The sequence below is a fragment of the Amycolatopsis sp. MJM2582 genome (assembly GCF_000754115.1).
In the GTDB taxonomy this organism is placed as follows: Bacteria; Actinomycetota; Actinomycetes; order Mycobacteriales; family Pseudonocardiaceae; genus Amycolatopsis; species Amycolatopsis japonica.
In genome coordinates this window covers 1-25,240 of the sequence record NZ_JPLW01000004.1, presented here as the reverse complement: position 1 = coordinate 25,240, position 25,240 = coordinate 1, and the positions used below count along the sequence as shown (strand labels likewise).

General features: G+C 69.7%; 20 protein-coding genes. 6 read left to right on the top strand and 14 right to left on the bottom strand.

Annotated features, from left to right (window positions below):
- Nucleotides 1-57: 57 nt before the first annotated feature.
- Both ED92_RS25405 and argS read left to right on the top strand, forming a co-directional pair.
- Nucleotides 58-1,344: an MFS transporter gene (locus ED92_RS25405; RefSeq protein WP_037342729.1), complete on the top strand. Its 1,287-nt coding sequence runs from the start codon at nucleotides 58-60 to the stop codon at nucleotides 1,342-1,344.
- Nucleotides 1,345-1,414: 70 nt separating this feature from the next.
- A complete protein-coding gene (gene argS, locus ED92_RS25400) occupies nucleotides 1,415-3,139 on the top strand; it encodes an arginine--tRNA ligase (RefSeq protein ID WP_037342728.1) in 1,725 nt (574 codons plus the stop codon).
- Here argS and ED92_RS25395 read toward each other — a convergent pair.
- A complete protein-coding gene (locus ED92_RS25395; RefSeq protein WP_037342727.1) occupies nucleotides 3,134-4,408 on the bottom strand; it encodes an NAD(P)/FAD-dependent oxidoreductase in 1,275 nt (424 codons plus the stop codon). The two genes, argS and ED92_RS25395, sit on opposite strands and share 6 nt — an antisense overlap.
- A 91-nt stretch (nucleotides 4,409-4,499) precedes the next feature.
- Here ED92_RS25395 and ED92_RS25390 point away from each other — a divergent pair, with 91 nt between their 5' ends.
- Nucleotides 4,500-5,129 (top strand): TetR/AcrR family transcriptional regulator, encoded by a 630-nt coding sequence (locus ED92_RS25390; RefSeq protein ID WP_037342726.1) that lies wholly within the window; start codon nucleotides 4,500-4,502, stop codon nucleotides 5,127-5,129.
- 15 nt (nucleotides 5,130-5,144) lie between these two features.
- Here the strand turns inward: ED92_RS25390 and proB are convergent, their stop codons facing one another.
- The 5 genes from proB to ED92_RS25365 all read right to left on the bottom strand — a co-directional run bounded on the left by proB (nucleotide 5,145) and on the right by ED92_RS25365 (nucleotide 11,656).
- Nucleotides 5,145-6,254, bottom strand: coding sequence for a glutamate 5-kinase (proB, locus tag ED92_RS25385; RefSeq protein ID WP_037342725.1), 1,110 nt, complete (start codon nucleotides 6,252-6,254; stop codon nucleotides 5,145-5,147).
- Nucleotides 6,251-7,714 carry a GTPase ObgE gene (gene obgE, locus ED92_RS25380; protein WP_037342724.1) on the bottom strand — a complete coding sequence of 488 codons (1,464 nt, stop codon included), beginning with the start codon at nucleotides 7,712-7,714 and terminating at the stop codon, nucleotides 6,251-6,253. Before obgE ends, proB begins: the two co-directional genes overlap by 4 nt.
- A 113-nt stretch (nucleotides 7,715-7,827) precedes the next feature.
- A complete protein-coding gene (rpmA, locus tag ED92_RS25375; RefSeq protein WP_007034782.1) occupies nucleotides 7,828-8,085 on the bottom strand; it encodes a 50S ribosomal protein L27 in 258 nt (85 codons plus the stop codon).
- Nucleotides 8,086-8,123: 38 nt separating this feature from the next.
- Nucleotides 8,124-8,438 (bottom strand): 50S ribosomal protein L21, encoded by a 315-nt coding sequence (gene rplU, locus ED92_RS25370; RefSeq protein WP_005158538.1) that lies wholly within the window; start codon nucleotides 8,436-8,438, stop codon nucleotides 8,124-8,126.
- A 173-nt stretch (nucleotides 8,439-8,611) separates the two neighbouring features.
- On the bottom strand, nucleotides 8,612-11,656 hold the full coding sequence (locus ED92_RS25365; protein ID WP_037342722.1) for a translation initiation factor IF-2 N-terminal domain-containing protein: 3,045 nt from the start codon (nucleotides 11,654-11,656) through the stop codon (nucleotides 8,612-8,614).
- A gap of 524 nt (nucleotides 11,657-12,180) precedes the next feature.
- On the opposite strand from ED92_RS25365, the gene ED92_RS25360 reads away from it, so the two are divergent.
- Nucleotides 12,181-13,611: a S8 family serine peptidase gene (locus tag ED92_RS25360; protein ID WP_037342721.1), complete on the top strand. Its 1,431-nt coding sequence runs from the start codon at nucleotides 12,181-12,183 to the stop codon at nucleotides 13,609-13,611.
- A 6-nt stretch (nucleotides 13,612-13,617) separates the two neighbouring features.
- Here ED92_RS25360 and ED92_RS25355 read toward each other — a convergent pair whose 3' ends face one another.
- The 3 genes from ED92_RS25355 to ED92_RS25345 are packed head-to-tail and all read right to left on the bottom strand — an operon-like array spanning nucleotide 13,618 to nucleotide 16,176.
- Complete coding sequence (locus tag ED92_RS25355; protein ID WP_037342719.1) at nucleotides 13,618-14,445, bottom strand: ABC transporter permease; 828 nt, start codon at nucleotides 14,443-14,445, stop codon at nucleotides 13,618-13,620.
- Between the two features lies 1 nt (nucleotide 14,446).
- Nucleotides 14,447-15,262: an ABC transporter permease gene (locus tag ED92_RS25350; RefSeq protein WP_037342717.1), complete on the bottom strand. Its 816-nt coding sequence runs from the start codon at nucleotides 15,260-15,262 to the stop codon at nucleotides 14,447-14,449.
- Nucleotides 15,262-16,176 (bottom strand): ABC transporter ATP-binding protein, encoded by a 915-nt coding sequence (locus tag ED92_RS25345; RefSeq protein ID WP_051972852.1) that lies wholly within the window; start codon nucleotides 16,174-16,176, stop codon nucleotides 15,262-15,264. The genes ED92_RS25350 and ED92_RS25345 overlap by 1 nt, the downstream gene beginning before the upstream one ends.
- A 118-nt stretch (nucleotides 16,177-16,294) precedes the next feature.
- Between ED92_RS25345 and ED92_RS25340 the strand changes: the two genes are divergently transcribed.
- Entirely contained in the window at nucleotides 16,295-17,305 is a 1,011-nt protein-coding gene (locus tag ED92_RS25340) for a M14 family zinc carboxypeptidase (protein ID WP_037342711.1), read from the top strand.
- Between the two features lie 59 nt (nucleotides 17,306-17,364).
- Here the strand turns inward: ED92_RS25340 and ED92_RS25335 are convergent, their stop codons facing one another.
- The 4 genes from ED92_RS25335 to ED92_RS25320 form a co-directional block, all read right to left on the bottom strand.
- Nucleotides 17,365-20,709: a phosphodiester glycosidase family protein gene (locus tag ED92_RS25335; protein ID WP_037342708.1), complete on the bottom strand. Its 3,345-nt coding sequence runs from the start codon at nucleotides 20,707-20,709 to the stop codon at nucleotides 17,365-17,367.
- A gap of 127 nt (nucleotides 20,710-20,836) precedes the next feature.
- The gene (locus ED92_RS25330) at nucleotides 20,837-21,580 is read right to left on the bottom strand and encodes a maleylpyruvate isomerase family mycothiol-dependent enzyme (protein WP_037342705.1); all 744 of its coding nucleotides are present in this window, start codon (nucleotides 21,578-21,580) and stop codon (nucleotides 20,837-20,839) included.
- Between the two features lie 55 nt (nucleotides 21,581-21,635).
- Entirely contained in the window at nucleotides 21,636-22,046 is a 411-nt protein-coding gene (gene ndk, locus ED92_RS25325; RefSeq protein ID WP_005158515.1) for a nucleoside-diphosphate kinase, read from the bottom strand.
- A gap of 64 nt (nucleotides 22,047-22,110) precedes the next feature.
- Nucleotides 22,111-22,458: a helix-turn-helix domain-containing protein gene (locus ED92_RS25320; RefSeq protein WP_037342702.1), complete on the bottom strand. Its 348-nt coding sequence runs from the start codon at nucleotides 22,456-22,458 to the stop codon at nucleotides 22,111-22,113.
- Nucleotides 22,459-22,570: 112 nt separating this feature from the next.
- Here ED92_RS25320 and ED92_RS25315 point away from each other — a divergent pair, with 112 nt between their 5' ends.
- On the top strand, nucleotides 22,571-23,464 hold the full coding sequence (locus tag ED92_RS25315) for an NAD(P)-dependent oxidoreductase (protein WP_037342699.1): 894 nt from the start codon (nucleotides 22,571-22,573) through the stop codon (nucleotides 23,462-23,464).
- On the opposite strand, the gene ED92_RS25310 is transcribed toward ED92_RS25315, so the two are convergent.
- Complete coding sequence (locus ED92_RS25310; RefSeq protein WP_037342697.1) at nucleotides 23,418-24,974, bottom strand: alkaline phosphatase; 1,557 nt, start codon at nucleotides 24,972-24,974, stop codon at nucleotides 23,418-23,420. The genes ED92_RS25315 and ED92_RS25310 overlap by 47 nt on opposite strands.
- Nucleotides 24,975-25,240: the final 266 nt, after the last annotated feature.

Sequence of the window (25,240 nt, the reverse complement as noted above, 5' to 3'; positions counted from 1 at the left end):
TTCCCGCGCGGGGACTTTCTGGCAAGGTTCCGTCCACGCGCGAGTACGGAGGTGCCGATGGCGGACGCAACGACGGAGCGGCTGAGGCATCGGCTCCCGGTGAAGAAGTTGTTCGCCGCCAGTGTCGGGAACGCGCTGGAATGGTTCGACTGGACCATCTACGCGACCTTCAGCATCTACTTCGCCAGCGAGTTCTTCCCGAAGGGCAATGAAGCGCTGGCGTTGATCAACACCTTCGCCACGTACGCGCTGGCGTTCTTCTTCCGGCCGCTCGGCGGGATGTTGCTCGGCCGCTTCGCCGACATCAAGGGCCGGAAGCCCGCGATGATCCTGACGATCGTGCTGATGGCGGGCGGTTCGGTGGCCATCGGTCTCCTGCCGACGTTCGACCAGGTCGGCTGGCTGGCCCCGATCCTGTTGCTGCTCGCGAGGGTGGCGCAGGGCCTGTCGCTCGGCGGCGAGGTCTCCAACGCGTCGGCGTACCTCGGCGAGATCGCGCCACCCGCCCGCCGCGGGCGGTACTCCGCGTTCTTCTACATCTCGACCGGCTCCGCCGTCCTGATCGCCTCGATCCTCGGCTTCGTGCTCGCCAGGACGATGACCAAGGCGGATCTGACGGCGTACGGCTGGCGGATCCCGTTCCTGCTCGGCGGCGTTCTCGGCATCATCGGCCTGTGGCTGCGCCGCAGTCTCGCCGAGACCGAGATCTTCGAGGAGAAGAAGTCGACGGCGCGCCGGGTCGAGCGACCGCTGCGCACCACCCTCCGCGAGCACCCGCGGGCCGTCGTGCAGCTCGTGGGTTTCTCGATGCTGTCGACCCTTTGCTACTACACGTTCTTCAGCGCGCTGACCTCGTTCGCGGTCAAGACCCGCAAGGCCGACGACGTCGACGTGTTCCTCGCGTTGTCGATCGCGACGGCGTTGTTCGTCGCACTCCAGTACCCGATGGGCGCCCTGTCGGATCGCTTCGGCCGCAAGCCACAGCTGCTCGTCTGGGCGGCGGCGACCGCGATCCTCATCGTCCCGCTGTCCACTTTGGTCCGGCCGGGCCTGCCGGGTCTGCTGGTCGTGTTCTGCGTGGGGCTCTGCCTGTACACGGCGATGACGTCGATCGCGCCCGCGATCATGAGCGAGCTGTTCCCCACCGAACTGCGCGGCCTCGGCATCGGCGCCTGGTACAACCTGACCGTCGCGTTGTTCGGCGGGACCGCTCCCCTTGTGCTCACGGCACTGTCCGACGCCGGGCTGTCGACACTGTTCTTCTGGTACGTGGCCGCCGGAGCGGTGATCGCGTTCTTCGTCATCCGGACCCTGCCGGAGACCAAGGGCAGCGACCTTCGCTGAAACTCCGTCGCCGACGACGCGGGTAGTGGCTACCCTCGCGCTCCTACGACGAGCGCGAAGGAGGGACACCGTGTTGTTCGGCGATGTAAGCGAGGAATTGGCGCGACGCGTGGTGAAAGCTCTTCGCCACGTCACCGACTTCGAACCGCCGTCCGCCCTGGTGCGGGTCTCCGCGCAGAGCGGCGTCGACTATCAATGCGATCTCGCGATGAGCCTGGGCAAACGGCTCGGCAAACCGCCGAGGAAGATCGCCGCCGACATCGCGGCGCGGCTCGACGTCGCCGATCTCGCCGAACCACCGGAGGTCGCGGGGCCGGGCTTCCTCAACTTCACCCTGCGCTCGTCGTGGCTGGCCGAACGGACGACCGCGCTCAACGGCGACCCACGGCTGGGTGTCCCGGCGACGCCGCGGCCCCGCCGGATCGCCGTCGACTACAGCAGCCCGAACGTGGCGAAGGAGATGCACGTCGGGCACCTCCGGTCGACCGTCATCGGCGACGCGATCGTCCGGCTGTCACGGTTCGCCGGACATGAGGTCGTCCCGCACAACCATCTCGGCGATTGGGGCACTCCGTTCGGCATGCTGATCGAGCATCTGCTCGACGAACGCCCGTCCGGCCCGTACGCGATCGGAGACCTCAACGGCTTCTATCGAGCCGCCCGGGCGAAGTTCGACACCGACGGCGGCTTCGCGACCCGCTCGCGTGAGCGGGTGGTGCTCCTGCAAAGCGGTGACGAAGAGACGCTGTCGCTGTGGCAACGTCTGGTCGACGAATCGACACGGCATTTCACCCAGGTCTACGACCTTCTCGGGATCGGGTTGGCGAGTGAGGACGTCTACGGCGAGAGCTTCTACAACCCGTTGCTCGCCGCGGTCGTGGACGATCTGGACGCCGCCGGGCTGACCGAGATCAGCGACGGCGCGGTCTGCGTCTTTCCCGACGGTTTCCGCAACCGGGAAGGCGCTCCGCTGCCGCTCATCGTGCGGAAGCGGGACGGCGGTTACGGCTACGCGGCCACCGATCTCGCGACCCTGCGGTACTGGACGGAACAACGCGAGGTCACCGATCTGCTCTACGTCGTCGGCGCGCCGCAAGCACAGCATTTCGCGATGGTGTTCGCCGTATGCCGGGCCGCCGGCTGGCTCCGCGAGGAGCACCGAGCCGAGCACGTCGGGTTCGGCTCGGTACTCGGTGAGGACGGCCGCGCCATGAAGACCCGGGCGGGCGAGTCGGTCCGGCTTTCCGACCTGCTCACCGAAGCGATCTCCCACGCCGCCGAGGTCATCGACGACCGGGCCGACCTCTCCCCCGAAATCAGGGAAGAGGTCGCCGAGGCGATCGGGATCGGCGCGATCAAGTACGCCGACCTTTCCGGCGATCGCGAACGTGACTACGTCTTCTCCTGGGACCGGATGCTCGCCAAGAGCGGGAACACGTCGGTCTATCTGCAGTACGCCAACGCGCGGATCCGTTCCGTGCTGGCGAAAGCGGATCAGGACCTCGTCGGCGCGCGGGTCCTGATCGGCCATCCCGCGGAGCGTGCCTTGGCACTCGCGCTGACCCGCTTCCCCGAAGCGGTCGGCGCGGCGACCGCCGGACATCTCCCCCACAAACTGTGCACGTACCTGTACGAGACCGCGGTCGTCTTCTCGCGGTTCTACGAACAGTGCCCGGTGCTGGACGCCGAAGGCGCCGGCGTCCGTGACTCACGACTGCTGCTGGCCGAACTCACGTCGAAGACGCTGACGTTGGGCCTGTCCCTGCTGGGCATCTCCACCCCCGCCCGGCTATGAGTCGCCGTGGTCGCTGAAGACCTTGCGCTTCAGCGGAGGGACCGTCTGGAAGAAGCGGAACATCCCTCGCGCCATCGTGCGGCCCGCCCGGTTCTCCGACACGAATTGGCGGGCACTGCGTTCCGAGTCGCGCACCGCCGCGAAACCGTAGTCACGCATCCTCTGCTCGTAATCGGCGACCGCGGAGCGCACCGCGCCGGTCTTGCGGGCTTCGACGAGGTTGCGGCACAACAGTTGCGCGTCCCGGAGCGCGGTGTTCGCGCCGATCCCGCGGAACGGGGTCATGCTGTGGATCGCGTCGCCGAGCAACGTGACGTTGCTCGTCGGCCATGGCTCGACGGGCTTCGAGGTGAAGATCGGCAGCCGGGAGACCGCCTCCTCGGGCGAACCGGCGACCAGTTCCTTGAACGCGGGATCCCAGCCGTCGATCAGGTCCAGCACCAGGGCCCGCAGCGCGGCACCGTCCAATGAGGACAGGTCGCTCGGGTAGCGCCGGTCGTCCGCCGCGTACGCCCACATGATGTAACTCGAGGTGTTGTCGAACAGAACTGGGTCGTAGTCCGCCGTTTCGTCGTTCACCGACGAGGCGCCGGACAGCTCGTGCGGCGCGGTGAACAAGCCCGCCCCGGTACGCGGCATCACCATGCTCGGACCGTCGGTGAGCCGGGCGGGCAAACGCTTGCGCGTCTCTTCGGTCAGCGGATGTTTGCCCGCGATCGCGATGATTCCCGTGTCCACTCGCTCGGCGTCGGGAAGGAACTGTTTGCGCACGCGGGAATTGGCCCCGTCTGCGCCGATGACCAAGTCGGCTTCGACGGTACTGCCGTCGGCGAACTCGCAGACGACCACCTCGCCTTCACGGCGGTAGCCGACGAACTCCTTGCCGTGGCGCAGAACTCCTTCGAGCCCGTCGGACAGCACCTGATGCAGGCTGATCCGGCTGACCGAATGATGGTTCGACGCGGGATCGGGGCCCGACGTGAGCTCGGCGTCGATCACCATCAGGTCGCGCAGCCGCTCCGTCACGAAGGAGAACGGGCCGCTCGTGGTGCCGGTGGTGTCCAGGAACCGCTGCCAGAGCTCGGGCGGCAGGCATTCGTGCAGGGCCGCGGCGCCGTGCGGGTTGATGTGCACGCGATAGCCCTGCAGACGTTCGGTCCGGGTGCGGCTGCGTTCGTGAACGGACACGTCGATTCCCGCCTTGCGCAGCCCTTGCGCCAAGCAGAGACCGCCCGTTCCGCCGCCGACGATCGCGATTCTCGTGGTCATGGGTTTCTCCTCTCTCCGCCGCTAACTATCAACCATATGGATGATAGTGTCAACCGTACGTTTGAAAGAGTCAGCGGCTAAGCTGAACCGCATGTCCGAAGCCGCCGCGCGCAGCCCTCGCCGCGCCCCCGTCGAACGCCAGCGCGATCCCGAGCGCACGAAGGCCCAGCTCCTGGAAGCGGCGAAGGCCGAGTTCGGCGCGAAGGGCTACGCCGCGGCACGGGTCAGCGAGATCGCCGCGAAAGCGGGCGTGAACAAGCAGCTCATCTCGTACTACTTCGGCGGCAAGGAAGGGCTGTACAACGCGCTGACCGCGACGATGTACGGCGACTACGCCGCGGTCGCCGACCACGAGAAACCGTTCGCGGAGGTCGTCCGGTTCTTCGCCAGGTCGGGAGTCCGGGACCACGACCTCGCCAAGCTGTTCCTCTGGGAGAACCTGACCGACGGCGCCCCCGACGCGATCGGCGTCGAGGGGCAGCGCGAATTCCTCCAGCGGCAGGTGGAGTACGTGCGAGCGCGTCAGGCCGCGGGAGATTTCCCCGCCGATCTCGACCCGGCGTTCCTGCTGGTGATCTTCATGGCCGCGTCCAGTGCCGCACTGGCGCTGCCTCGCGTCGTCCGGGCCGTTTCGGGCCAGGACCCCCAGTCGGCCGAGTTCGCCGAAGCCTACGGCGAACAACTGGCGCGCCTGGTCGGCCACCTCGCCGATTCGCCCTGACGCCGGGCCTGGGCCCTAGCGCCGGAGGGGAACGAGATCGTCCGCGTGGACGACCTCGCGACGCTGCTCCGCGGGCAGGTCGTGACTGGAGCGGCCGATGAGGTCGGGCAGTTCGCCCGCGTCGAAGGCCACGACGCCACGCGCCACGGTCCGCTGCCGGAGATCGACCAGATCGACGACGTCGCCCGCCTGGAAGTCGCCGTCGACGCCGGTGATCCCGGCGGCCAGCAGCGAGCGACGGCGGCGGACGACGGCCGCGACCGCGCCGTCGTCGAGATGCAGTTTCCCGGACGCGCCCGCGGCGTAACCCAGCCAGAACCGGCGGGCCGACAGCCGGGAGTCCGCGGCGGCGAACGCCGTGCCGACCTCGGCGGTGGTCAGGGCGCGGGCGGCCTCGGAAGCGGCGGCGAGCAGGACCGGGATCCCGGCGCCGGCGGCGGTGCGGGCGGCGGCGAGCTTCGACACCATGCCGCCGGTGCCGAGCCCGGAACTCGACATGCCGACGGTGATGCCGTCCACATCGGACTCCCCGGCGACTTCGGCGATCTTGCGGGTCGCGCCGTCACGGGGGTCTCCGTCGTACAGACCGTCCACATCGGACAAAAGAACGAGAGCGTCGGCGCCGATCAGGTGCGCCACCAGCGCGGCAAGCCGGTCGTTGTCGCCGAAGCGGATCTCTTCGGTGGCCACGGTGTCGTTCTCGTTGACCACGGGAACGGCGCCGAGGGCCAGCAGCCGGGTGAACGTGTTCTGCGCGTTGCGGTAGTGCGCACGGCGCACGACGTCGTCCGAAGTCAGCAGAACCTGGCCCACCGTCAACGAAAACCGGCCGAACGACTCGGCGTAGGCGTGGGCCAGCGCGAGCTGCCCGACGCTGGCCGCGGCCTGCTGGGTGGCGAGGTCACGCGGTCGTTTGCCGAGCGAGAGCGGCGCGAGTCCCGCGCCGATCGCGCCCGAGGACACCAGCACGATCTGCGTGCCACGGGAGACCCGGTCGGCGATCGCGTCCACCAAGGCGTCCAGCCTGGCCACGTCGAGACCGTCGCCGGCGGTGGTCAGTGCGGAGGAACCGACCTTGACGACCACACGCTTCGCGTCGGCGATCGCCACCCGGGTTGAGCTCACTCGTCGTCCATCTCGTCTTCGTCTTCGACGCCGTCCGGACCGTCACGACGGATCCGGCGGGCTTCCTTGCGCTCGGCGGCACCGACGCGGCTGGTGTTCTCCAGCCGCACGTCCGTGCCCCGGCCCGAGAGGTGCACCGCGACCCCGGCCGGGGTCGACGGCTCCCATTCGAACTGGACGTCGCCGATGGTGACGGGGCTGCCCGGTACGGCGCCCTTGCGTGCCAGTACTTCCTCGACACCCAGCCGGTTGAGCCGGTCCGCGAGGTAACCCACGGCTTCGTCGTTGCCGAAGTTGGTCTGCCGGATCCACCGCTCCGGACGGGAACCGCGGATGATGAACGCGCCTTCTTCCTCCGGGTCGAGTTCGACGGTGAAGCCCGCGTCGTCGACGGCCATCGGCCGGAGCACGACCTTCGCCGGCTCGGGGGCGGGCTGGTCGGCGCGGTACTTCTCGACGACGGCGGCCAGCGCGTAGGTCAGTTCCTTCAGCCCCTGCCGCGACGCGGTCGAGATCTCGAACACGCTGAGGCCGCGGGCTTCCAGTTCGGGGCGCACGAACTCGGCGAGTTCGGCGGCGTCCGGGATGTCGATCTTGTTCAGCACCACCACCCGCGGCCGGTCGGCGAGGTCGCCGCCGAGGCTCGGGGTGTAGCGGGCCAGTTCTTCTTCGAGGGCGTCGATGTCGGACAGCGGGTCGCGACCGGGCTCGAAGGTGGCGCAGTCGACGACGTGCACCAGCACGGCGCAGCGTTCGATGTGACGCAGGAAGTCGAGGCCGAGCCCCTTGCCCTCGCTCGCGCCCGGGATCAGCCCCGGCACGTCGGCCATGGTGAACACGGTCGATCCGGCGGTGATCACGCCCAGGTTCGGTACCAGGGTGGTGAACGGGTAGTCGGCGATCTTCGGCTTGGCCGCGGACAGCACCGAGATCAGCGACGACTTGCCCGCGGACGGGAAGCCCAGCAGCCCGACGTCGGCGACCGAACGCAGCTCCAGGACGAGGTCGCGGGTCTCCCCCGGCTCGCCCAGCAGCGCGAACCCGGGCGCCCGGCGGGCCTTGGAGGCCAGCGCCGCGTTGCCGAGGCCGCCACGGCCACCCTGGGCGGCGACGAAGGTGGTTCCCGGTCCGACCAGGTCGGCCAGGATCTCGCCGTCCTCGGTCATCACGACGGTGCCGGACGGGACGCGCATCTCCAGCGTCTCCCCCGCCGCACCGGCGCGGTTGCCGCCCTGGCCCAGCTTGCCGTTGCCGGCGCGGGCGTGCGGGCGGAAGTGGAAGTCGAGCAGCGTGTGGACGTTCGGATCGACGACCAGCAGCACGTCGCCGCCGTTGCCGCCGTTGCCGCCGTCCGGGCCGCCGAGGGGCTTGAACTTCTCGCGGTGCACCGAGGCGCAGCCGTTCCCACCGTCGCCGGCGGCCAGATGGATCACCGCTCGGTCCACGAACCGGGACGCCATGACTTGCCTCTATTCACTCGCGAAAAGAAAGGGGGATACACAAAACAAACGAGGGGTGGGCCCGGATATTCCGGCCCCACCCCTCGTCAGAGGTTCTAACTCGAAGCCGGAACTCAGGCTTCGGTCGGCACGATGTTGACCGTCTTGCGGCCACGCTTCTCGCCGAACTGGACCGCACCGGCGGCCAGCGCGAACAGCGTGTCGTCGCCGCCACGGCCGACGTTCACGCCGGGGTGGAACTTGGTGCCACGCTGGCGGATCAGGATCTCGCCCGCGTTGACTTCCTGGCCGCCGTAGCGCTTGACGCCCAGCCGCTGCGCGTTCGAATCGCGACCGTTGCGGGAGCTGGACGCACCCTTCTTGTGAGCCATGGCTCAATCCTCTTTCTGACGAAGATCCGGAGAAAGTCCTACTTGGAGATGCCGGTGACCTCGACGCGGGTCAGCTTCTGCCGGTGACCCTGGCGCTTGTGGTAGCCGGTCTTGTTCTTGAACTTGTGGATCCGGATCTTCGGACCCTTGGTCTGCTCGACGACCTTGCCGGTGACCGAGACCTTCGCCAGCGCGTCGGCGTCCGTGGTGACGTCGCCACCGTCCACGAAAAGGACTGCGGGGAAGGTGTGCTCTGTACCCGGCTCGCCTTCGAGCTTCTCGACCTCGACGACGTCGCCGACGGCCACCTTGTACTGCTTGCCGCCAGTCTTGACGATCGCGTACGCCGACACGGAAGTCTCCTGCTTACTCGACAACGGGTGGGGGCTTGCGTGATCGGCCCACCCAGAAGTTCTCTGTGGGTGGTCCAGATGCTGCGCAAGGTGCCCGCTCTAGGTGGCGGGCCGTTCTACAGGTTACGTGGGGCTCCCCGGTGCGATCACACCGGGGTGCCCCTAGGTGTTCACTAGCTCTTTTCCGACGCCTTGACCGGCGGACCGGCCGGCCGTGAGGCCGCCCGTCGCGGACGACGGCGGGTGGTGGAGCGCACGGCCGGGGCCGGAACGTCCACCTCGGGCTCGGTCTCCTCCTGAGCGGGAGGAGTCTCGGGCTCGGAAACCTCTTCTGTCACAACAGCCTCAGGAGTCACCGGCACCTCGGGCGCTTCGGGCCCCGGGCCCGATTCCGCGACGACGGCGATCTCTTCCTCGCGCACGGCCGGAGCCTCGTCGTCCGGAGTCGTCACCGGCTCACCGGCGAGTTCCGTCGCGGGCGCCTCGGCGACCGGCTCGGAGACCGGCTCAGCGGCCGCCTCGGCCGCCTGCTCGACGGTCGCTTCGGCCACGGGCTCCGAAGCCTGCGGGGCGTGCCCGTTCAGCGCGGCGCCCTCGACGTTCTCGGTGACCTCGTGCGCGTGCTCGCCCTTGGCCGCCTTCGTGGCGTTGGCCACGGCCTGGACCGCCGAAACCACCGACTCGCGCTGGGCGGGCGGAGGCGTTTCGACCTTGGCCGCGGCGGGCTCGTTCTGGCCCTGCCCCTGGTCCTCACCCTTGCCCCGGCCGCGGGACCGGCGGGAGCCCTGCTCCTTGCCGCCACCGCCGCCGTTGCCGTGGTTGTGACCGTTGCCGCCGCCACCGGTGCGCTGCGGCTCGGTCGAGACCACCACGCCACGGCCCTTGCAGTGCTCGCACGGCGTCGAGAACGCCTCGAGCAGCCCGGTGCCGATCTTCTTGCGGGTCATCTGCACCAGGCCGAGCGAGGTGACCTCGGCGACCTGGTGACGCGTGCGGTCGCGGCCGAGGCATTCGGTCAGCCGCCGCAGCACGAGCTCGCGGTTGGATTCGAGCACCATGTCGATGAAGTCGATGACGATGATGCCGCCGATGTCCCGGAGCCGGAGCTGGCGGACGATCTCCTCCGCCGACTCCAGGTTGTTCCTGGTCACCGTCTCCTCGAGGTTGCCACCCGATCCGGTGAACTTGCCGGTGTTGACGTCGATGACCGTCATCGCTTCGGTGCGGTCGATGACCAGGTAACCACCCGAGGGCAGCCAGACCTTGCGGTCCAGCGCCTTGGTGATCTGCTCGTCGATGCGGTGGTCGGCGAAGGCCGAACCGGTGCCCGTGTACCGCTTGACGCGATCCGCCAGGTCCGGCGCCACGTGCTGCACGTAGTTGTAGATGGTGTCCCAGGCCTTGTCACCCTGGATCTCCAGCTTGGCGAAGTCCTCGGTGAACAGATCGCGGACGACCTTGACCAGCAGGTCCGGCTCTTCGTAGAGCATGACCGGGGCGCTGTTCTTCTTGCCGCCGTTGCCGGCTTCGGCCTTCTCCTTGATGACGTCCCACTGCGCCTTGAGGCGGCGGACGTCCCGGTCCAGCTCCTCCTCGCTGATGCCCTCGGAAGCGGTGCGGATGATCACACCGGCGTCCTCGGGGACGATGCGCTTGAGGATGTCCTTCAGGCGGCGGCGCTCGTTCTCCGGGAGCTTCCGGGAGATACCGGTGGCGCCGCCCGCGGGCACGTAGACCAGGAAGCGGCCCGGCAGCGAGATCTGCGTGGTCAGCCGGGCGCCTTTGTGCCCGACCGGGTCCTTGGTGACCTGGACCAGCACGGAATCGCCGGTGGAGAGCGCCTGCTCGATCTTGCGGGCCTTGCCCTCGAGACCGGCGGCGTCCCAGTCGACCTCGCCGGCGTAGAGCACGGCGTTGCGGCCGCGGCCGATGTCGATGAAGGCGGCCTCCATCGACGGCAGCACGTTCTGCACGCGGCCGAGGTACACGTTGCCGACGATCGAGCCGGTGCCCGACGACGTCACGAAGTGCTCGCACAGGACACCGTCCTCGAGCACGCCGATCTGCGTGGACTCGCCCTTCTCGGCGACGACCATGGTGCGCTCGACCGACTCGCGGCGGGCGAGGAACTCGGCCTCGGACAGGATCGGCGCACGACGGCGGCCGGCCTCGCGGCCGTCCCGGCGGCGCTGGCGCTTGGCTTCGAGCCGGGTCGAGCCGCGCACGCTGCGGACCTCGTCCCGCGCGGGGCGCTCGGTCTCGGCGGCCTTGGCCTGGCGCACGTGGACGACCGTGTTGGGCGGGTCGTCGCTGGTGGCCTCGGCGGTGTCGTCGTCCCCGCCCTTGCGACGGCGGCGACGACGGCGGCGCTTGCTACCGCTGTCCGATTCGCCGTCATTGTCCGAATCGGACTCGGTGGACGCTTCTTCGGCGCTCTCCGCGCCGACCTCTTCGGTCTCGGCGTCCTTGTCCTTCGCGCGCTGCTGACGGCCGCGCGGGGCACGCGCCTCTTCGGACTGCTCGTCCTCGTTCTCGGACTCGGCCGAGCCCTCGTCGCCGCCCTTGCCCCGGCCACGGCCACGGCGTCCGCGACGACGGCGGCGACGGCCGTTGGCGTCGTCACCGTCCTCGTCGGTGCCCTGGCCTTCGGCCTGCTCCGCCTGCGTCTCGTCCTCGTCGGAAGCGGTTTCCTCGGTCAGTGCGAAGGCGGGCTCCGGTTTGCGGGCGGGCTTCGCCGCGACGGGCTCCGGCGGCAGGAACACCGGCGACGGCGCGGCGAACACCGGGAGGTGTGCGGCCACCTTCGACGGCCTGGTCGTCCGCTCCGGCGGCTCCGGGGTCACGGGGGCGGCCAGCGCGGGCGGAACACGCCGCGAGGGGGCCTCCACCTGCGGAGCGGGCTCCGGCTCGGGCTCCGCCTCGGCCTTGACCTCGGGCTCGGGAGCCGCCGGGGTCTCCGCGACGGGAGTCGTTTCGGGCTCGTCTCCGCCCGCGAGGGCTTCGGCGAGCTTGAAGGCGACCTCGCGGGTGACGCTGGACTGCGCGCTGCGTACGGTCTCGCCGAGCTCACCGAGCTTGGCCATCAGTTCACGGCTGTTGGATCCCAGCAGCTTCGCCAGCGCGTGCACCCGGATCCGGGGCGGCAGTTCGCCCAGCTGGCCTGCGCTGGGTGTGGCGGTATTCCCGCCGGTGACGGCGGGTGTGTCCGCGTTCGACATATATCTCCTCCGCCCCCGGGCGCGTCGGCTGGCTCTCACCGGCTCGACGCGGCCGCGCAGGGGCCCCTTTCTGTTCGTTCCGCCGTGGTGGTCACCAGCAGCGGGAATCCTTGCCCGGACCGCGACGGCGCCGGGGTTGTCCGGGCGCCGCGTACGGCTGAAGGTCTGCTCGGCGGAGCGCTGGCCACGTTCGCGACATCGGGCCGCCCGCCACGTCGTCGAGCCGCATACAGCGGCGACGCGTGTGGAGGATGTGCAGCACACCACCGGGCCACGAGACCGCGAGCGCCACCTCTCACGTGTGCCCGTCGGCCAGCGGCCACCGCGAGTATCCCACACCCCGGCCCCACTCCGGTGTACTCGGTGCCACACACCTGGCTCCCGGGCGCGCCGCGGCCACCGGCCGAGCGAACTTCGCGGGAGAGCTTGTCGACCCGGCCGAGGGTGGCTAGCGTGCCGCTCGGGGGTACTGACGCGTAGGCAGCGGTGCCCCCGTCGTCCGATGTTCTCCGGTGGGAGGTCCGGTGTCCCTGCTGGGGCGGTCCCTGCGAGCGGCCGTGTGCGCCTTCGTGGTGCTCTGCGGTTCGGTCGCCGCTGTCGCGACGGCCGAGGCCGAGTCCTCGTGTCATCCCCAGGGACGGGCCCTGCGTTACGTCGTCGCCTTCGACAAGGGCACTCCCGAAGCCGAGGCCAGGGCGGCCGTCGCCGAGGGCTGTGGCAGCACGACCGTCTACTACCCGCAGATCGCCGTGGCCGTGGCGACCTCGGCCGACCGGGACTTCGCCGAGCTGGTCCGGCCGGCCGCCGCGTTCAGCGCGCAGGCCGAACGGCTGGCCGTGCAACGGGCCAACGGCACGTCACCGGCCAGATCCGCGCCCGCCCGCGCCGAACTCGAACCGACGGATCCGGTGAAGGTGCCCTCCGCCGACCGCACCGGCGAGCAGTGGGACATGCGCGCGATCGGCGCCGACAAGGCCCACGCGATCGAACCGGGCAGCCCGGACGTCGTCGTCGGCGTCCTCGACTCCGGCGTCGACCCCACCCACCCCGACCTGGCGAACGCCCTCGACCCCGGCAAGTCCGCGGGCTGCCTGACCGGCGCGCCCGACCGGAACTGGGCCGCGACCACGTCGGTGCACGGCACCCACGTCGCGGGGATCATCGCCGCCGCCGACGACGGCAAAGGGGTCACCGGGGTGGCGCCCGGCGTGCGGATCGCCTCGGTGAAGGTGATCGACGATCGCGGGTACGCCGACCCCGAAGCCGCCGTCTGCGGGCTGATGTGGGCCGTTTCACAGGGCATGGCGGTGACGAACAGCAGCTACTTCGTCGATCCGTGGTCGCTCTCGTGCGCCCACGACGACAAACGGGGCGTCGTGAACGAGGTCATGGCCCGCGCCGTCGAGTACGCGACCTCGGCCGGCACCCTCAACGTCGCGGCGGCGACCAACGAAGCCGCCGAGCTGGTGCCGTCCCCGCGTTCAGGTGCCCGGCGCCAGGCCGAAGGCTGTCAGGCGCTGCCCGCCGGTCTGCGGGACGTCGTCGCGGTGTCGTCCGTGAGCGAAGAGCGGGTGAAGGCCGGGTACAGCTCGTACGGGCTCGGCGTGATCGACGTGACCGCTCCGGGCGGCGAGGCCGGGCGGTGCGTGCTTTCGACCGTTCCCGGCGGGTACGCGCCGCTGTGCGGGACGTCGATGGCGGCGCCGCACGTCGCCGGTGTCGCGGCGTTGCTCGCTTCGAAGCATCCCGGCTACAGCGCCCGCCAGCTGCGGCGGACGCTGGACGCCCACGCCACCCCGATCGCGTGTCCCGCCGACTACGACCTGACCGGTGACGGCTCGCAGGACGCGTACTGCACCGGGTACGCGGGGTTCAACGGCTTCTACGGGCACGGCATGGTCGACGCGCTGGCCGCGGTGGCGCCCCGGCGGACGGGCTCGAACCCGGCCCGCTGACCCGGATCAGCGGAGCAGGAGTTTGCCGAACCGCTTCGAGGACGCGTAGATCCCGACCGCCGCCAGCGCCACCAGATACGCCACGTTCCCGACCATGCCCCACGACAGGACGCCTGCCGAAAGCCCGCGCATCAGCTCGATGCCGTGGTACAGCGGGAAGATCTGCACGATCCACTGGATCCCCGCCGGGTACACCGAAAGCGGGTAGAACGTCGTGGAGAACAGGAACAGCGGCATCAGCACGAGGTTGATGTAGTCGAACTGCGACACCGACCGCAGGAAGGTCACCAGCACGATGCCGATGGCCGAGAACGCCATCGCGATCAGCAGCGCCGCCGGGATCATCAGCAGGGCCCACCACGACCCGGGCAGCCCCATCACGGTCATCACGCCGAGGAACGTCGCCGAGTAGATTCCGCCGCGCAGCACCGACCAGCCGACCTCGCCGAGCGCGATGTCCAGCGGCCCGATCGGGGTGGCGAGCATGGCGTCGTACAGCTTGGCGTACTTCAGCTTGAAGAACAGGTTGTACGTCGAGTCGAGGATCGCGCCGTTCATCGCGGACGCCGCGAGCAGGCCGGGCGCGACGAACGCGACGTAACTCATCGCCTGGCCGCCGGGCCCGACGACCTCGCCGACGAGCTTGCCGAAGCCGAGCTGGAAGGCCATCAGGTAGAACAGCGGCTCGAAAACGCCGGACACGAACAGCATCCAGGCGTGCGAGTACGTCAGGAAGGTCCGCTCCAGCACCGCCGTCGACCGGCCGCTGTACAGCGCGGACGGCAGGATCCGCAGCAGCACCCCGCGCCGCGGGGCTTCGGTGAGCACCGCCATTTCAGACCACCAGCCGTCGGTAGAAGTACTTGTGCGCCAGCGCCCAGCCCACCCCGGCCAGGACGACCAGGAAGGCGAGGTGGCCCAGCGTGGCGAGCGGGCCGACGGTGCCGAGGCTGACCGCCCTGGCGGCCTCGTTGCCGTGCCACAGCGGGGAGATCCACGCGATCCACATCAGCGGGGCCGGCAGTTCGGAGATGGGGAAGAACGTGCCGGAGAACAACGTCATCGGGATCAGGATGAACCGGAACACCAGGCCGAACCGGGTGCCCTCGTCGTAGGTGGTCGCGGCCAGCGCCATCACCGGGGTGCCGCACGCGATACCGGTGAGCGTGCCGATCAGGATGACGGCGAGCACGCCGAAACCCGTCCACGAACCGAAGAGCGCCGCGATGACGGCGTAGATCGTGCCCGCCAGGGTCAGCCGCAGGCTCACCCACATGATCTGACTGCCGAGCACCTGCCCCGGCGTGATCGGGGTGGCGGTGACGGCGATGTAGTCCTGCTGCCATTTGAACCCCGACAGCACCGGGTAGCTCGACTCCCCCACCGCCAGCTGCGCGGCGCCAGCCACGAGCAGCGCCGGGGCGACATACTCCAGGTACGAGAAGCCGCCCGTCGCCGCGCCCGCCTGCACCTGCGAGCCGAAACCGAGCCCCATCGCGGCCAGGAACAGCACCGGCTGCAGGCCCGTCGAGTACAAAGTGGACACCCAGTACCGGCGGTACCACATCCAATGGCCCTCGACCCGCAGCCAGGCTCCCGCCCAGCGCGAGACCACGCGGCCCGTCGACGCCTTCGTCTGCGCTGTGGTCATCAGTCCACCAGCGTCCGGCCGGTGAGGCGGAGGAAGACGTCTTCCAGCGAACTGCGGCGGACCAGGCTCGACAGCGGACGCAACCCGCGCGCGTGCGCCTGTTCGAGGGTGGCCTCACCGGTCATCGTGTAGAGCAGGACGCGGTCCGGCAGCACCTCGACGCGTTCGGCGAGGCCCTCGATCCGCTTCGCGGCCGCCTCCTGTTCGCCGTTCGGGAAGCGCAGCTCCACGACCTCGCGGGTGGAATACCGGCTGATCAGATCCGCGGGCGAGCCTTCGGCGGCGATCCGGCCGTTGTCCATCACGACCAGCCTGTCGCAGAGCTGTTCCGCTTCGTCCATGTAGTGCGTGGTGATGATCAGCGTGGTCCCGCCGGCCTTGAGCCGGAACAGCCTGTCCCACAACAGGTGCCGGGCCTGCGGGTCGAGACCCGTGGTCGGCTCGTCGAGCAGGAGCAGCTCCGGGTCGTTGACCAGGGACCGCGCGATGGTCAGCCGCCGCTTCATCCCACCGGAGAGCGAATCGACCTCCGCGTTCGCCCGGTCGGTGAGCTGGGCGAACTCCATCAGCTCCTCGGCCTTGCTCCGCACGTGCGCGCGGGAAAGCCCGAAGTAGCGGCCGTAGATCTGCAGGTTCTGCCGGACGGTGAGCTCGGTGTCGAGGTTGTCCTGCTGCGGCACCACGCCGAGCCGGGCACGGATCTTCGGCCCCTCGACGTCCGGATCCATCCCGAGGACCCGCAGGTCGCCGTCGGTGCGCGGGGAGACGCTCGCGATCATGCGCATGGTGGAGGACTTGCCCGCGCCGTTGGGCCCGAGGAAGCCGAAGGCCTCCCCCGGGCGGACCTCGACGTCGATCCCGCGTACGGCCTCGAAATCGCCAAAACGCTTGACCAACGCCTTCGCCTGCACCATCGCCGGTTCGTGCTCCGAGTCACCCACGGTAGGCACCCTAGGACCTGCCACCGACAAAATTCGACCGGTTTATCCGGGCCCTTGTCGGCCGTTGCCCACTCATCGATACTCACCGACCATGAGTCTCAAGCCCAAAATCGCCCTGTTGTCCGTTTTTGTCAGTGCCGGGCTCCTGGTGGCGCCCGCAGCGCAGGCGGCCGAGACCCGTGCGGCCACTGTGGACCCGCGGCCGTCCACCGCGAAGCTGGCGTTCGAACTGCACAAGCTGGCGGCGCTCAGCCACGGCAAGATCCGCGTCGACAAGATCGGCCGCAGCAACGAGGGCCGTCCCGTGTGGGCGGCCAGGGTCGGCCACGGCAAGACCCGGATCCAGTACGTCACCCAGCAGCACGGCGACGAGCCGCTCGGCACGCCCGCCGCGCTCGAGTTCCTGCGCGAGGTCGGCGTGGGGAACAGCGCGTGGGCGCGGAAACTGCTCGCGAAGGTGACCGTCGACATCGTCGTGCGCGCCAACCCCGACGGGCACGAGCGCGACTGGCGCTACAACTACGACCCGGACGCCACTCCCGAATACGGCGAGAAGGGCAAGGGGTACGACATCAACCGCTATCACGACCCGGCCGTCGCGCCGAAGGACAACCCGGCCACCGAAGCGGGCCTGATCCAGCGGCGGAACGCGGAGTTCAAGCCGGACATCATGGTCGACTACCACATGCAAGGCCGGTATCAGGACGCCAACGGCAAGGAGATCACGGCTTCCACGCTGTGGCCGACGAATCCGGGCGTGAAACCGTCCGATGTGGACTTCGCGAAGCAGATCGCGGTGGTGGTGCAGCGGTCGATCGACGGTAACGGCGGCTACGTCTCGCAGTATCCCGGCGGTGACTACCAGGGCATCGCGCGCAACGGCTACGGGCTGCTCGGCAACGGCAGCGTGCTGATCGAGCTGAGCCTCATCCCGGAGCGGGAACAGCAGCAGATCCAGGACGCGCGGGCCTCGATGCTCGCGATCGCGCGGGCCGCGGCCGACGGTTCGGTGCGGACGGTGGACCCGGCCGGCGCCGACGCGATCCCGCCGAGGGGTCCGGCGCTGCCGGGCACGGTCGAAGAGGCGCACGAAGCCGCCTGACGCGTGCAATGAAAGGTCCTTTCCTTGCAAAATTTGCAAGGAAAGGACCTTTCATTGCGCTAGCGGACGGTGACCGAGAGGCTCTTCGTGACCCCGTTGACGGTCACCGAGAGGTTCGCCGTCCCCGGCCGCAGCGCGGTCAGCACCCCGCTCGCCGGATCGAACGACGCGACGTCCCACGGCATCGCGGGCAGGAATCCGCCGGCCACATGTGTGCCCCAGCCGCCCTTCCAGTCCGCGCTCACCGGGTACGAGACCGGAACCTGACGCGCTCCCTGCGTCACCACGGCCCGGACGTCCGCCTTCTCCCCGCGCACCAGCGACGAGGGCCCGGACAGCGTCAGCGCGTCGACGTTCGGCCGCGTCTCGAACCGCACGGGCTGCGCCTTGTCCCCCGGCTCGAACCGGACCATCGTCCAGCCGACGAACCCGCCGTCACCCGGCGCCGCCGCGGGCGACTTCCCGGAGTTGCCGTTCACCAGGTACGGCACGCCGTCGACCCTCGACAGGTTGAAAACGCCCGCGTGCGAGGCGATCGCGGCCGCCTGCTTGCCCGACTCGCGTTCGAACGCGGTCAGCCAGCCGGTCAGCATGGCGGCTTCCTTGCGGTCGGCCAGCTGCGAATTCCCGCTCGCGCTGGGGTCCTTCACCGGATGGTGCATCGCGACGACCACGCCGCGGATCCGCCGGTCCGCCTTCGCCCCGTCCAGTGCCTCGCGCAGCATCCGGATCTGGTCGAATCCGCCCGCGCGCAGCGACCCGCGCGAGGAATCCATCAGCACCAGCCGGATCCCGGCGACATCGGCGACGCGATGGGTCTCCCCGAACGCCGCCTGGAACTCCGCGAGCCCGTGCCCGCCGTCGGCCTCGTGGTTGCCCGGAACGTAGTACCAGGGCGCCTTGCCGACCAGTTCCTCATCGATGATCGAGCGGGCCAGCACGAAATCGGCGGCCGTGCCCCGGTCGACGAAGTCGCCGTTGATCAGCACGAGATCGGGTTTCGCCGCCACCGCCTCGCGCAGCGCGCGGCGCGCCTGGGCCACCAGCGGGCCGTTCGGCTGGTCGGCGGTGAACTGCGCGTCACTGACCACGGCGATCCGCAGACCGCCGGTCGCGACGCCGTCGGTGATCAGCGCCGGGTCACGCGGTGCCGGGTCGGCGGGGACGGCGGCCGCGGGTGCGACCTCGAACGTGAGGTCGTCGAAGACCAGCCGTCCTTCGTACTGCTGGTCCGGGACGTTCTCGACGGCGTAGAACTTCGTCAGCCGCTGCCCGTCGGGGAGCCCGGCCGGGATCGCCGCGCGGACGTAGCGCCAGCCCGTCCAGTCGACGCTCAGCGACAGGTCCACGACGGACGGGACGTTGGCGGCGTCACGGAGTTCCGCGCGCAGCCAAGCACCCTTCGCGTCGCCGTTGACCCACAGGCCGACACGCTGGGTGCCGGGCGGCACCGCGAGCGGCGACGCCGAGTTGACGTAGGCCGCGCGCGTGGCGTTGGTCCCGTTCAGCCGGTAGTCCAGCGCGAGACCGCGTCCGCCGTCACGGCCGGGCGCCTCGGAAAGCGCGGCGCCGACGACGGCCGGGAAGACGCTGGCGGTCCAGCCCGCGGGGCCGTCCAACGGCGCCGCGACCCGGGATTCCGTGCCGACCGAAGCCGCCAGATGCGTCACCTTCCCGCCGGCGGTGGCGGTGATCGCCGAAGCGCCGGACGCCTTCAGCGCCGTCACCGAGAACCCGTCACCGGACGGTTCGATCTTCACCACGGCGGGGTCGTAGTCGAGTTTGACGTCGTCGGGCTCGATCCACGTGCCATAACCGTCGGCGTCGTAGCCGAAGACCTTGAACGTGCTCTTCGCGCCTTCGCCGGACAGCGCGACCTGCTCGGTGCTCGTGCCCAGCCGGACCGGCGAGCCGAGGACGTTCAGCGTGGTCTTGCCCAGGACGCCGCCGCGTTTCGCGTAGACATCGACGTTGGCGGGGGCGTCGGGCCGGAGCCGGTCGGCGTGCGCGGTGAACACTCCACCGGTCACGGTGCCGCGGAAGGGATCGGTGCTGAGCCACTGGACCTTGCCATCGACGGCGGCACCGGTCTCGTCGTGGCCCCCGGCGACGAGCTTCCGCGTCAGCCCGGAAAGCACACGCGTCGCGTCCGTGGTGTCCTGCGCGGGAGCGGGCGCGAATCCGGTCAGCCGCCCGCTTCCCGGCACGGTGGCGACGCCGATCCCGTTGGGCACCAGGCGTTCCCCGCCATCCGACGGCGCATTGCGCACCAGCGGCGACTTCTCGCCCTCCTCACGGGCGAGCATCGTCGAGGATCCGCCGCCGTCGAGGTTGAGGGCGTCGTCCGCGCCGAGCGACTTCATGTGCCGGGCGAGTTCGAGTTCGGTCATGCCGCGGCTGTCCGCCTGGCGGCCGTCGACCGTGGCCAGCCACATCTTCGTACCGTCGGCGGAGAACCCGACCGCGGTCCGGGGGTGCATGGCGACGTTGTCGACCGGCTGGACCGCGCCGTCACGCAGCAGGACCTTGTTCCCGCCGACCGAGACGGACAGCTTGCCCGCGTCACTCTTCGGCGCGTACGCGACGCCCACCTTGTCGCCGGGCTTCAAGCCGGACAACGCGTCGACGCCGCCGTCACGGGCGAGCAGGATCGTCGCCCCCGCGGCGATCGGACCGTCGGCGGGCTGCGGCCGCACCTGGGTGACCACGCCGCCGGACACCTCGATCTCGACGACGCTCCGGGCGCCCGCGACCGAGGTCCGCCGCGAGGACGCGCCCCACAACGGCGTGTAGACGCCGATCGCGTCGCCGCTCAGCACCGGGCTGTTGAAGTTCGAGGCGGGCACGACCTTGCCGTCGGGCAGGGTCACCGACGCTTCGAGGAACACCTCCGCGAGCCGCGCCTTGCCTTCTTCGGTGATCGACGCGGTCAGGTTGTGGCCGCGCGCGGGCGCCGTCTGGAGTTTCCCGGCGTCGACACCGACGCCGATCGGCGCCCCGCTGGCGTTGATGTCGAAGAAGTCCCCGTTGACCCCGGCGACCGCACCGGCCCTGGCGACCTGCTGCGAAAGCGGCGTCCGCGCGGAAACCGTGCCGGGGCTGAGGTACGTCGGCTTGAGGGTCTTGCTGGTGAGATCGACGGCGAGGGTGTCGCCGCGGATCCAGCCCGCCGGGTCGTACCGGTCGAACTCGGTGAGACTCAGGCCCGGCGCCACGCGCGAAGTCGCGCTGGTGGTGACGAGACCGTCGTCGGGCGCGGCCACGGCGTACGCGGACGGGCCCTCCTTCGCCGAAGAGGCCGCCGGGGCGGCTTCGACGGGCACCGGACCGAGTGGAGCGGCCAAGGGATCGGCGTGCGCCGGTGTGGCGACGAACGATCCGGGCAGCAGGGCAGCGAGCAACAACAGGCGTGAATTTCTCACGGATTACCCCACGATCGAGTGACAGGCAGCATCGCTCAGCACAGCGGACGCGGACCGCCAGGAGAAGACCCCGAGGTGAACGTGAACCGAACGGCGTAGGGCGCGAAGGTCAGGGCGTGAAAGGCCCGGCGAGGAAGGTCTTCGCCGCCGCGGCGTCACCGGTGATTTCGATACCCGACCCGTCGAGCTCGATCCGTTGCCACAGCAGCAGGTCCAGCGCTTCCGCGGTGCTTTCGACGACGGCGCCGGCCGCTTCGGCGGGATCCGCCTGCCGCGAGCCGGGGACGTCGGTTTCGCCCGGCGGTGTGATCAACCAGGCGTGTCCGGTGTCGGATGTCTTCAGCAGCAACGGAACGGTGACCACGGGCGGGGTGTGCCAGCGCTTCACCTTCGGCAGCATGCCGAGGAGGACCTCGTCCGCGCCGTCGGCGGCGATGTCCGGGTCGAGGGTGTATTCGGTCCCTGCCGCGCGGTGGGCGTCGAGCAGGTGCACCACGGTCTCGTGGACCTGGCGGCGGAACCAGAAAGCCTTGGTCTTGGCGGCGGCGGTGAAGTTCCAGGCGCCGTCTTCGGGAGATGCCTCGCGCAGTGCCTCGATGAGCTCTTCGGCGCTTTCGCGGTACCAGGCGGCGAGGTCCGTGCCGGGTTCGTCCTCGAAGCTCTGCGGGGCGAGTTCGCCGGTGCGCACGATCCCGGCCGCCCAGCGGTGGACGTTGCCGAGGTGGACGACCAGGTCACGCAGGCGCCAGTCGCCGCAGCACGGTACGGGCGCGGCGTGGTCCCCGGTGCGCGCCACTTGCGCGAAACCGGTGGTGAGTTCCCGCAGTCGTGCCAGGTACTCGTCCGGTGTCATCGACAACCCCCAGGTCCGCGGGTGACGCGGTCTTCCCGCGCCACCCACGAGTGTGTCAGACCTCGGGGAACCAGAGCTTGAGCTCGCGCTCGGCCGACTCCGGGGAGTCCGAACCGTGCACCAGGTTGTACTGGGTCTCCAGCGCGAAGTCGCCGCGCAGGGTGCCGGGGGTGGCCTTCTCGACCGGGTCGGTGCCGCCGGCGAGCTGACGGAAGGCGGCGATGGCGCGCGGGCCCTCGACGGCGATCGCGACCAGCGGGCCCGAGGTGATGAACTCGAGGAGGTCGCCGAAGAACGGGCGCTCCTTGTGCTCGGCGTAGTGCTCCTCGGCGACCGAGCGCTCGACGGTGCGCAGTTCGAGGGCGGCGAGCTTCAGGCCCTTGCGCTCGATGCGAGCGATGACCTCGCCGACGAGGCCGCGCGCGACGCCATCGGGCTTGACGAGGACCAGCGTGCGTTCAGTCACGGCGGTATTTCTCCTTGGGTGGGATTCGTGCTATTCGCCCGGAGCCTACTGGGTGCTTCTCCGCTCACTTCACGTCGGACCAGGGAATGGCCTCGATGCGCTCGAGGTGCTCCTCGCCCCACTCCCCGAGCGCGGCCATCGCGGTGTTGAGGGAATCCCCGAACTCCGTCAGCGAATACTCCACCTTCGGCGGAACCTGGTGGTACACCTCGCGATGCAGCAGCCCGGTGGTCTCCATCTCGCGCAACTGCAGGATCAGCACCCGTTCACTGATGCCGGGCACCGCGCGCCGCAGCTCCCCGAAGCGCAGCGGGCCGTCCTGGAGCGCGAACAGGATGAGCCCTTTCCATTTGCCGCCCATGACGGCGATCGCGGCGTCGAGGCCGCAGGTGAACGTGCGGTTCTTGGTCATCGTGTCACTTACCTTTTTGTCGGTACCCGGCAAAATAGTAGGTACTTGATCGAATGTACGCGACCGCCCAGCATGGAGTCATCCCGAAGATTTCCTTTGACTGGAGCGAAAAATGCCGAAGACACCGGTGACCGTCGTGGGCCTCGGCTCGATGGGCTCGGCCCTCGCGGGCGCCTTCCTCGCGGCCGGCCATCCGACCACCGTGTGGAACAGGACGGCCTCGAAGGCCGATCCTCTCGTCGCGCGGGGAGCGATCCTGGCCGCGACGGCCGACGACGCGGTCCGGGCGAGCCCGTTGACCATCGCCTGCTTGACGACTTACGAAGACACGCGCGCGGCTTTGGAAGCGGCCTTGTTGACCGGACGTGCTTTGGTCACCCTGAACAGCGGCTCGCCGGTGGAAGCGCGCCGGATGGCCGAATGGGCGACGGGTCGCGGCGCGCGCTACCTCGACGGCGCGATCAAGAACGTGCCGTCGGCCGTGGGAGCGCCGGACACCCTGCTGTACTACGGCGGCGACAAGACCGTCTTCGACGAGCACCGGGAAACGTTGCGGGTGCTGGGCGGCGACACCGTCCATCTCGGCGGGGAGACCGATCTGGCGGCGCTGTACGAAACGGCCGTCGGCGGCACCCTGTTGCCCGCGCTGGTCGGGTTCTTCCAGGGTGCCGCCGCGTTGCGGTCGCGTGGCCTCGAAGCGGAGACTCTCCTGCCGTACGCCACCAAGTGGTTCGAGATGATCATCTCGGTGCTTCCGATGTACACCAAGGAAATCGACAGCGGCGACTACTCGGATCCGGCGGCCTCGGTGAACATCTTCCACACCGGCGCCGCCGCCGACCTCGGACTGGCCGAGGAAGGCGTCGACGTCGGCTGGCAGCGGCCGATGCACGACCTCGTCCGGCGGGCCGCCGAGGCCGGGCACGGCGATCTCAGCATCGCGGTGCTGACGGAACTGCTCAGCGTTGGGGCTGCAGGGTCTTCGACCACAGAGAAGAGCCCGTAGCGTCCCTCAGGTCGACCGTGAGCGCGCCGCTCCGGCCGTCGATGTTCACCTCGCCGAAGTGCTGGAAACCGTCGGCGGGCGAGGTGTTCGCGGCGGGCGGGGCGTGCACGAACACCGCTTCCGGCCCGAAGGTCGGGTCGAGCTTGTTCGGGCCGAACGCGCCGGCGTTGAGCGGGCCGGAGACGAACTCCCAGAACGGCTCGAACTCGGTGAAGGAAGCGCGATCCGGCGAGTAGTGGTGCGCCGCGGTGTAGTGCACGTCGGCGGTCAGCCAGACGACGTTGCGCACCCGGCGCCGCGAGATCTCCCGCAGCACCCAGGCGAGCTCGGTCTCGCGGCCGCCGGGCGCGCCGGGAAGGCCGTTGGCGACGCCCTCGATGGCGTTGCCGTCCGGAACGGTGAGCCCGATCGGGAGGTCGGCCTGGATGATCTTCCAGGTCGCGGTGCTGCGGTCGAGCGCGTCGACGAGCCAGCGGGCCTGACGGCCGCCGAGGATGCGGCCCGGCTTGGTTTGATCCGAAGTGTTGGCGTCCTTGTAGGTCCGCATGTCCAGCACGAAGACCTCGGCGCGCGAGCCGTGCCGGAAGTTGCGGTACACACGGCCGTCGACGGCCTGGCGGCGGTCGATCGGGTGCCATTCGTGGAACGCCTGGAACGCCCGCGCGGCGAGCACGTCGACGCGCTTCTCGGTGTATTCGGGACGGTCGTTGAGGATTTCCCCCGGGTACCAGTTGTTCACGACTTCGTGGTCGTCCCACTGGACATAGGCGGGCACGCTCGCCGTGAAGCGCTTGAGGTTCTCGTCGAGCATGTTGTAGGCGAACTGGCCGCGATACTCGTCGAGCGTCTCGGCGACCTTCGACTTCTCCGGGGTGACGATGTTGCGCCACACCCGCCCACCGGGCAGCGCGACGGTCTCGGTGAGCGGCGCGTCGGCGTAGACCGTGTCTCCACAATGGAGGAACAGGTCCGGACGGCGCTCGGCCATCGCGCGGTAGATCGTCATACCGCCGAGTTCCGGGTTGATGCCCCAGTTCTGCCCGGCGACGTCACCGGACCACAGCAGCCGGACGTCGGAGCGGCCGACGGGGGCGGTGGTGAAGCGACCGGTGAGGGCCTCGCTGCGAGTGCGGCCGTCGAGGTCTTCCGCGGTCACGCGGTAGTGGATTTCGGTCCCCGGCATGAGCCCCGCGACACGGACCTTGCCCGTGCCGCCGGTCTCCGGGCTCATGACCGGACCGCGCACGCGGCGCGCGTGCCGGAACGACGGATCCCGGGAGACCTCCACGATCAGCCGCGACGGCCGGTCGGCGCGCGACCAGACGATGCCGGAACCGGTGGTGACGTCGCCGGACTGGACACCGTGCGTGAGCACCGGGCGGTCACGGCGGAGCAGCGGAACCGGGTTCGCCGTCGCGGTTCCCGGGACGAGCAGGCCGCCCGCGACCGCTCCGGCGCCGGTGAGACCGGCTTTGAGCAGCGTGCGGCGGTTGTGGTGGGTTGCGGTCATGGCGCGGTTCTATCCCGCGGCCACGGCCGGTGGGCCAACGGCGGTTTGCGCGGTGATGAACGAACGGACGGTAGCCATTCCGGCGTTCTCCGCGACTCTATTCGACTTGACGTACTTCGTGCGTTATAGCCAGCGAAGCGCGCTTCGGTTCCCCAGGGAATGTGAACCAATTTCCACACGATTTCTAACTTTTGATTCGAATACTTGTTCGATTCCTTGGTATTCTCGTGGGGTGTCCGGACAACGTATCCTCGAACCGCCGCGGG

Excerpts from the sequence above, each read along its gene's own strand:
- ED92_RS25350 (WP_037342717.1), bottom strand. The coding sequence starts at position 15,262 with ATGACCACAGCGCAGACGAAGGCGTCGACGGGCCGCGTGGTCTCGCGC.
- rpmA (WP_007034782.1), bottom strand. The coding sequence starts at position 8,085 with ATGGCTCACAAGAAGGGTGCGTCCAGCTCCCGCAACGGTCGCGATTCG.
- ED92_RS25340 (WP_037342711.1), top strand. The coding sequence starts at position 16,295 with ATGAGTCTCAAGCCCAAAATCGCCCTGTTGTCCGTTTTTGTCAGTGCC.
- ED92_RS25355 (WP_037342719.1), bottom strand. The coding sequence starts at position 14,445 with ATGGCGGTGCTCACCGAAGCCCCGCGGCGCGGGGTGCTGCTGCGGATC.
- ED92_RS25365 (WP_037342722.1), bottom strand. The coding sequence starts at position 11,656 with ATGTCGAACGCGGACACACCCGCCGTCACCGGCGGGAATACCGCCACA.
- ED92_RS25405 (WP_037342729.1), top strand. The coding sequence starts at position 58 with ATGGCGGACGCAACGACGGAGCGGCTGAGGCATCGGCTCCCGGTGAAG.
- ED92_RS25390 (WP_037342726.1), top strand. The coding sequence starts at position 4,500 with ATGTCCGAAGCCGCCGCGCGCAGCCCTCGCCGCGCCCCCGTCGAACGC.
- ED92_RS25345 (WP_051972852.1), bottom strand. The coding sequence starts at position 16,176 with ATGGTGCAGGCGAAGGCGTTGGTCAAGCGTTTTGGCGATTTCGAGGCC.
- ED92_RS25330 (WP_037342705.1), bottom strand. The coding sequence starts at position 21,580 with ATGACACCGGACGAGTACCTGGCACGACTGCGGGAACTCACCACCGGT.
- ED92_RS25320 (WP_037342702.1), bottom strand. The coding sequence starts at position 22,458 with ATGACCAAGAACCGCACGTTCACCTGCGGCCTCGACGCCGCGATCGCC.
- ED92_RS25315 (WP_037342699.1), top strand. The coding sequence starts at position 22,571 with ATGCCGAAGACACCGGTGACCGTCGTGGGCCTCGGCTCGATGGGCTCG.
- ED92_RS25310 (WP_037342697.1), bottom strand. The coding sequence starts at position 24,974 with ATGACCGCAACCCACCACAACCGCCGCACGCTGCTCAAAGCCGGTCTC.
- ED92_RS25395 (WP_037342727.1), bottom strand. The coding sequence starts at position 4,408 with ATGACCACGAGAATCGCGATCGTCGGCGGCGGAACGGGCGGTCTCTGC.
- obgE (WP_037342724.1), bottom strand. The coding sequence starts at position 7,714 with ATGGCGTCCCGGTTCGTGGACCGAGCGGTGATCCATCTGGCCGCCGGC.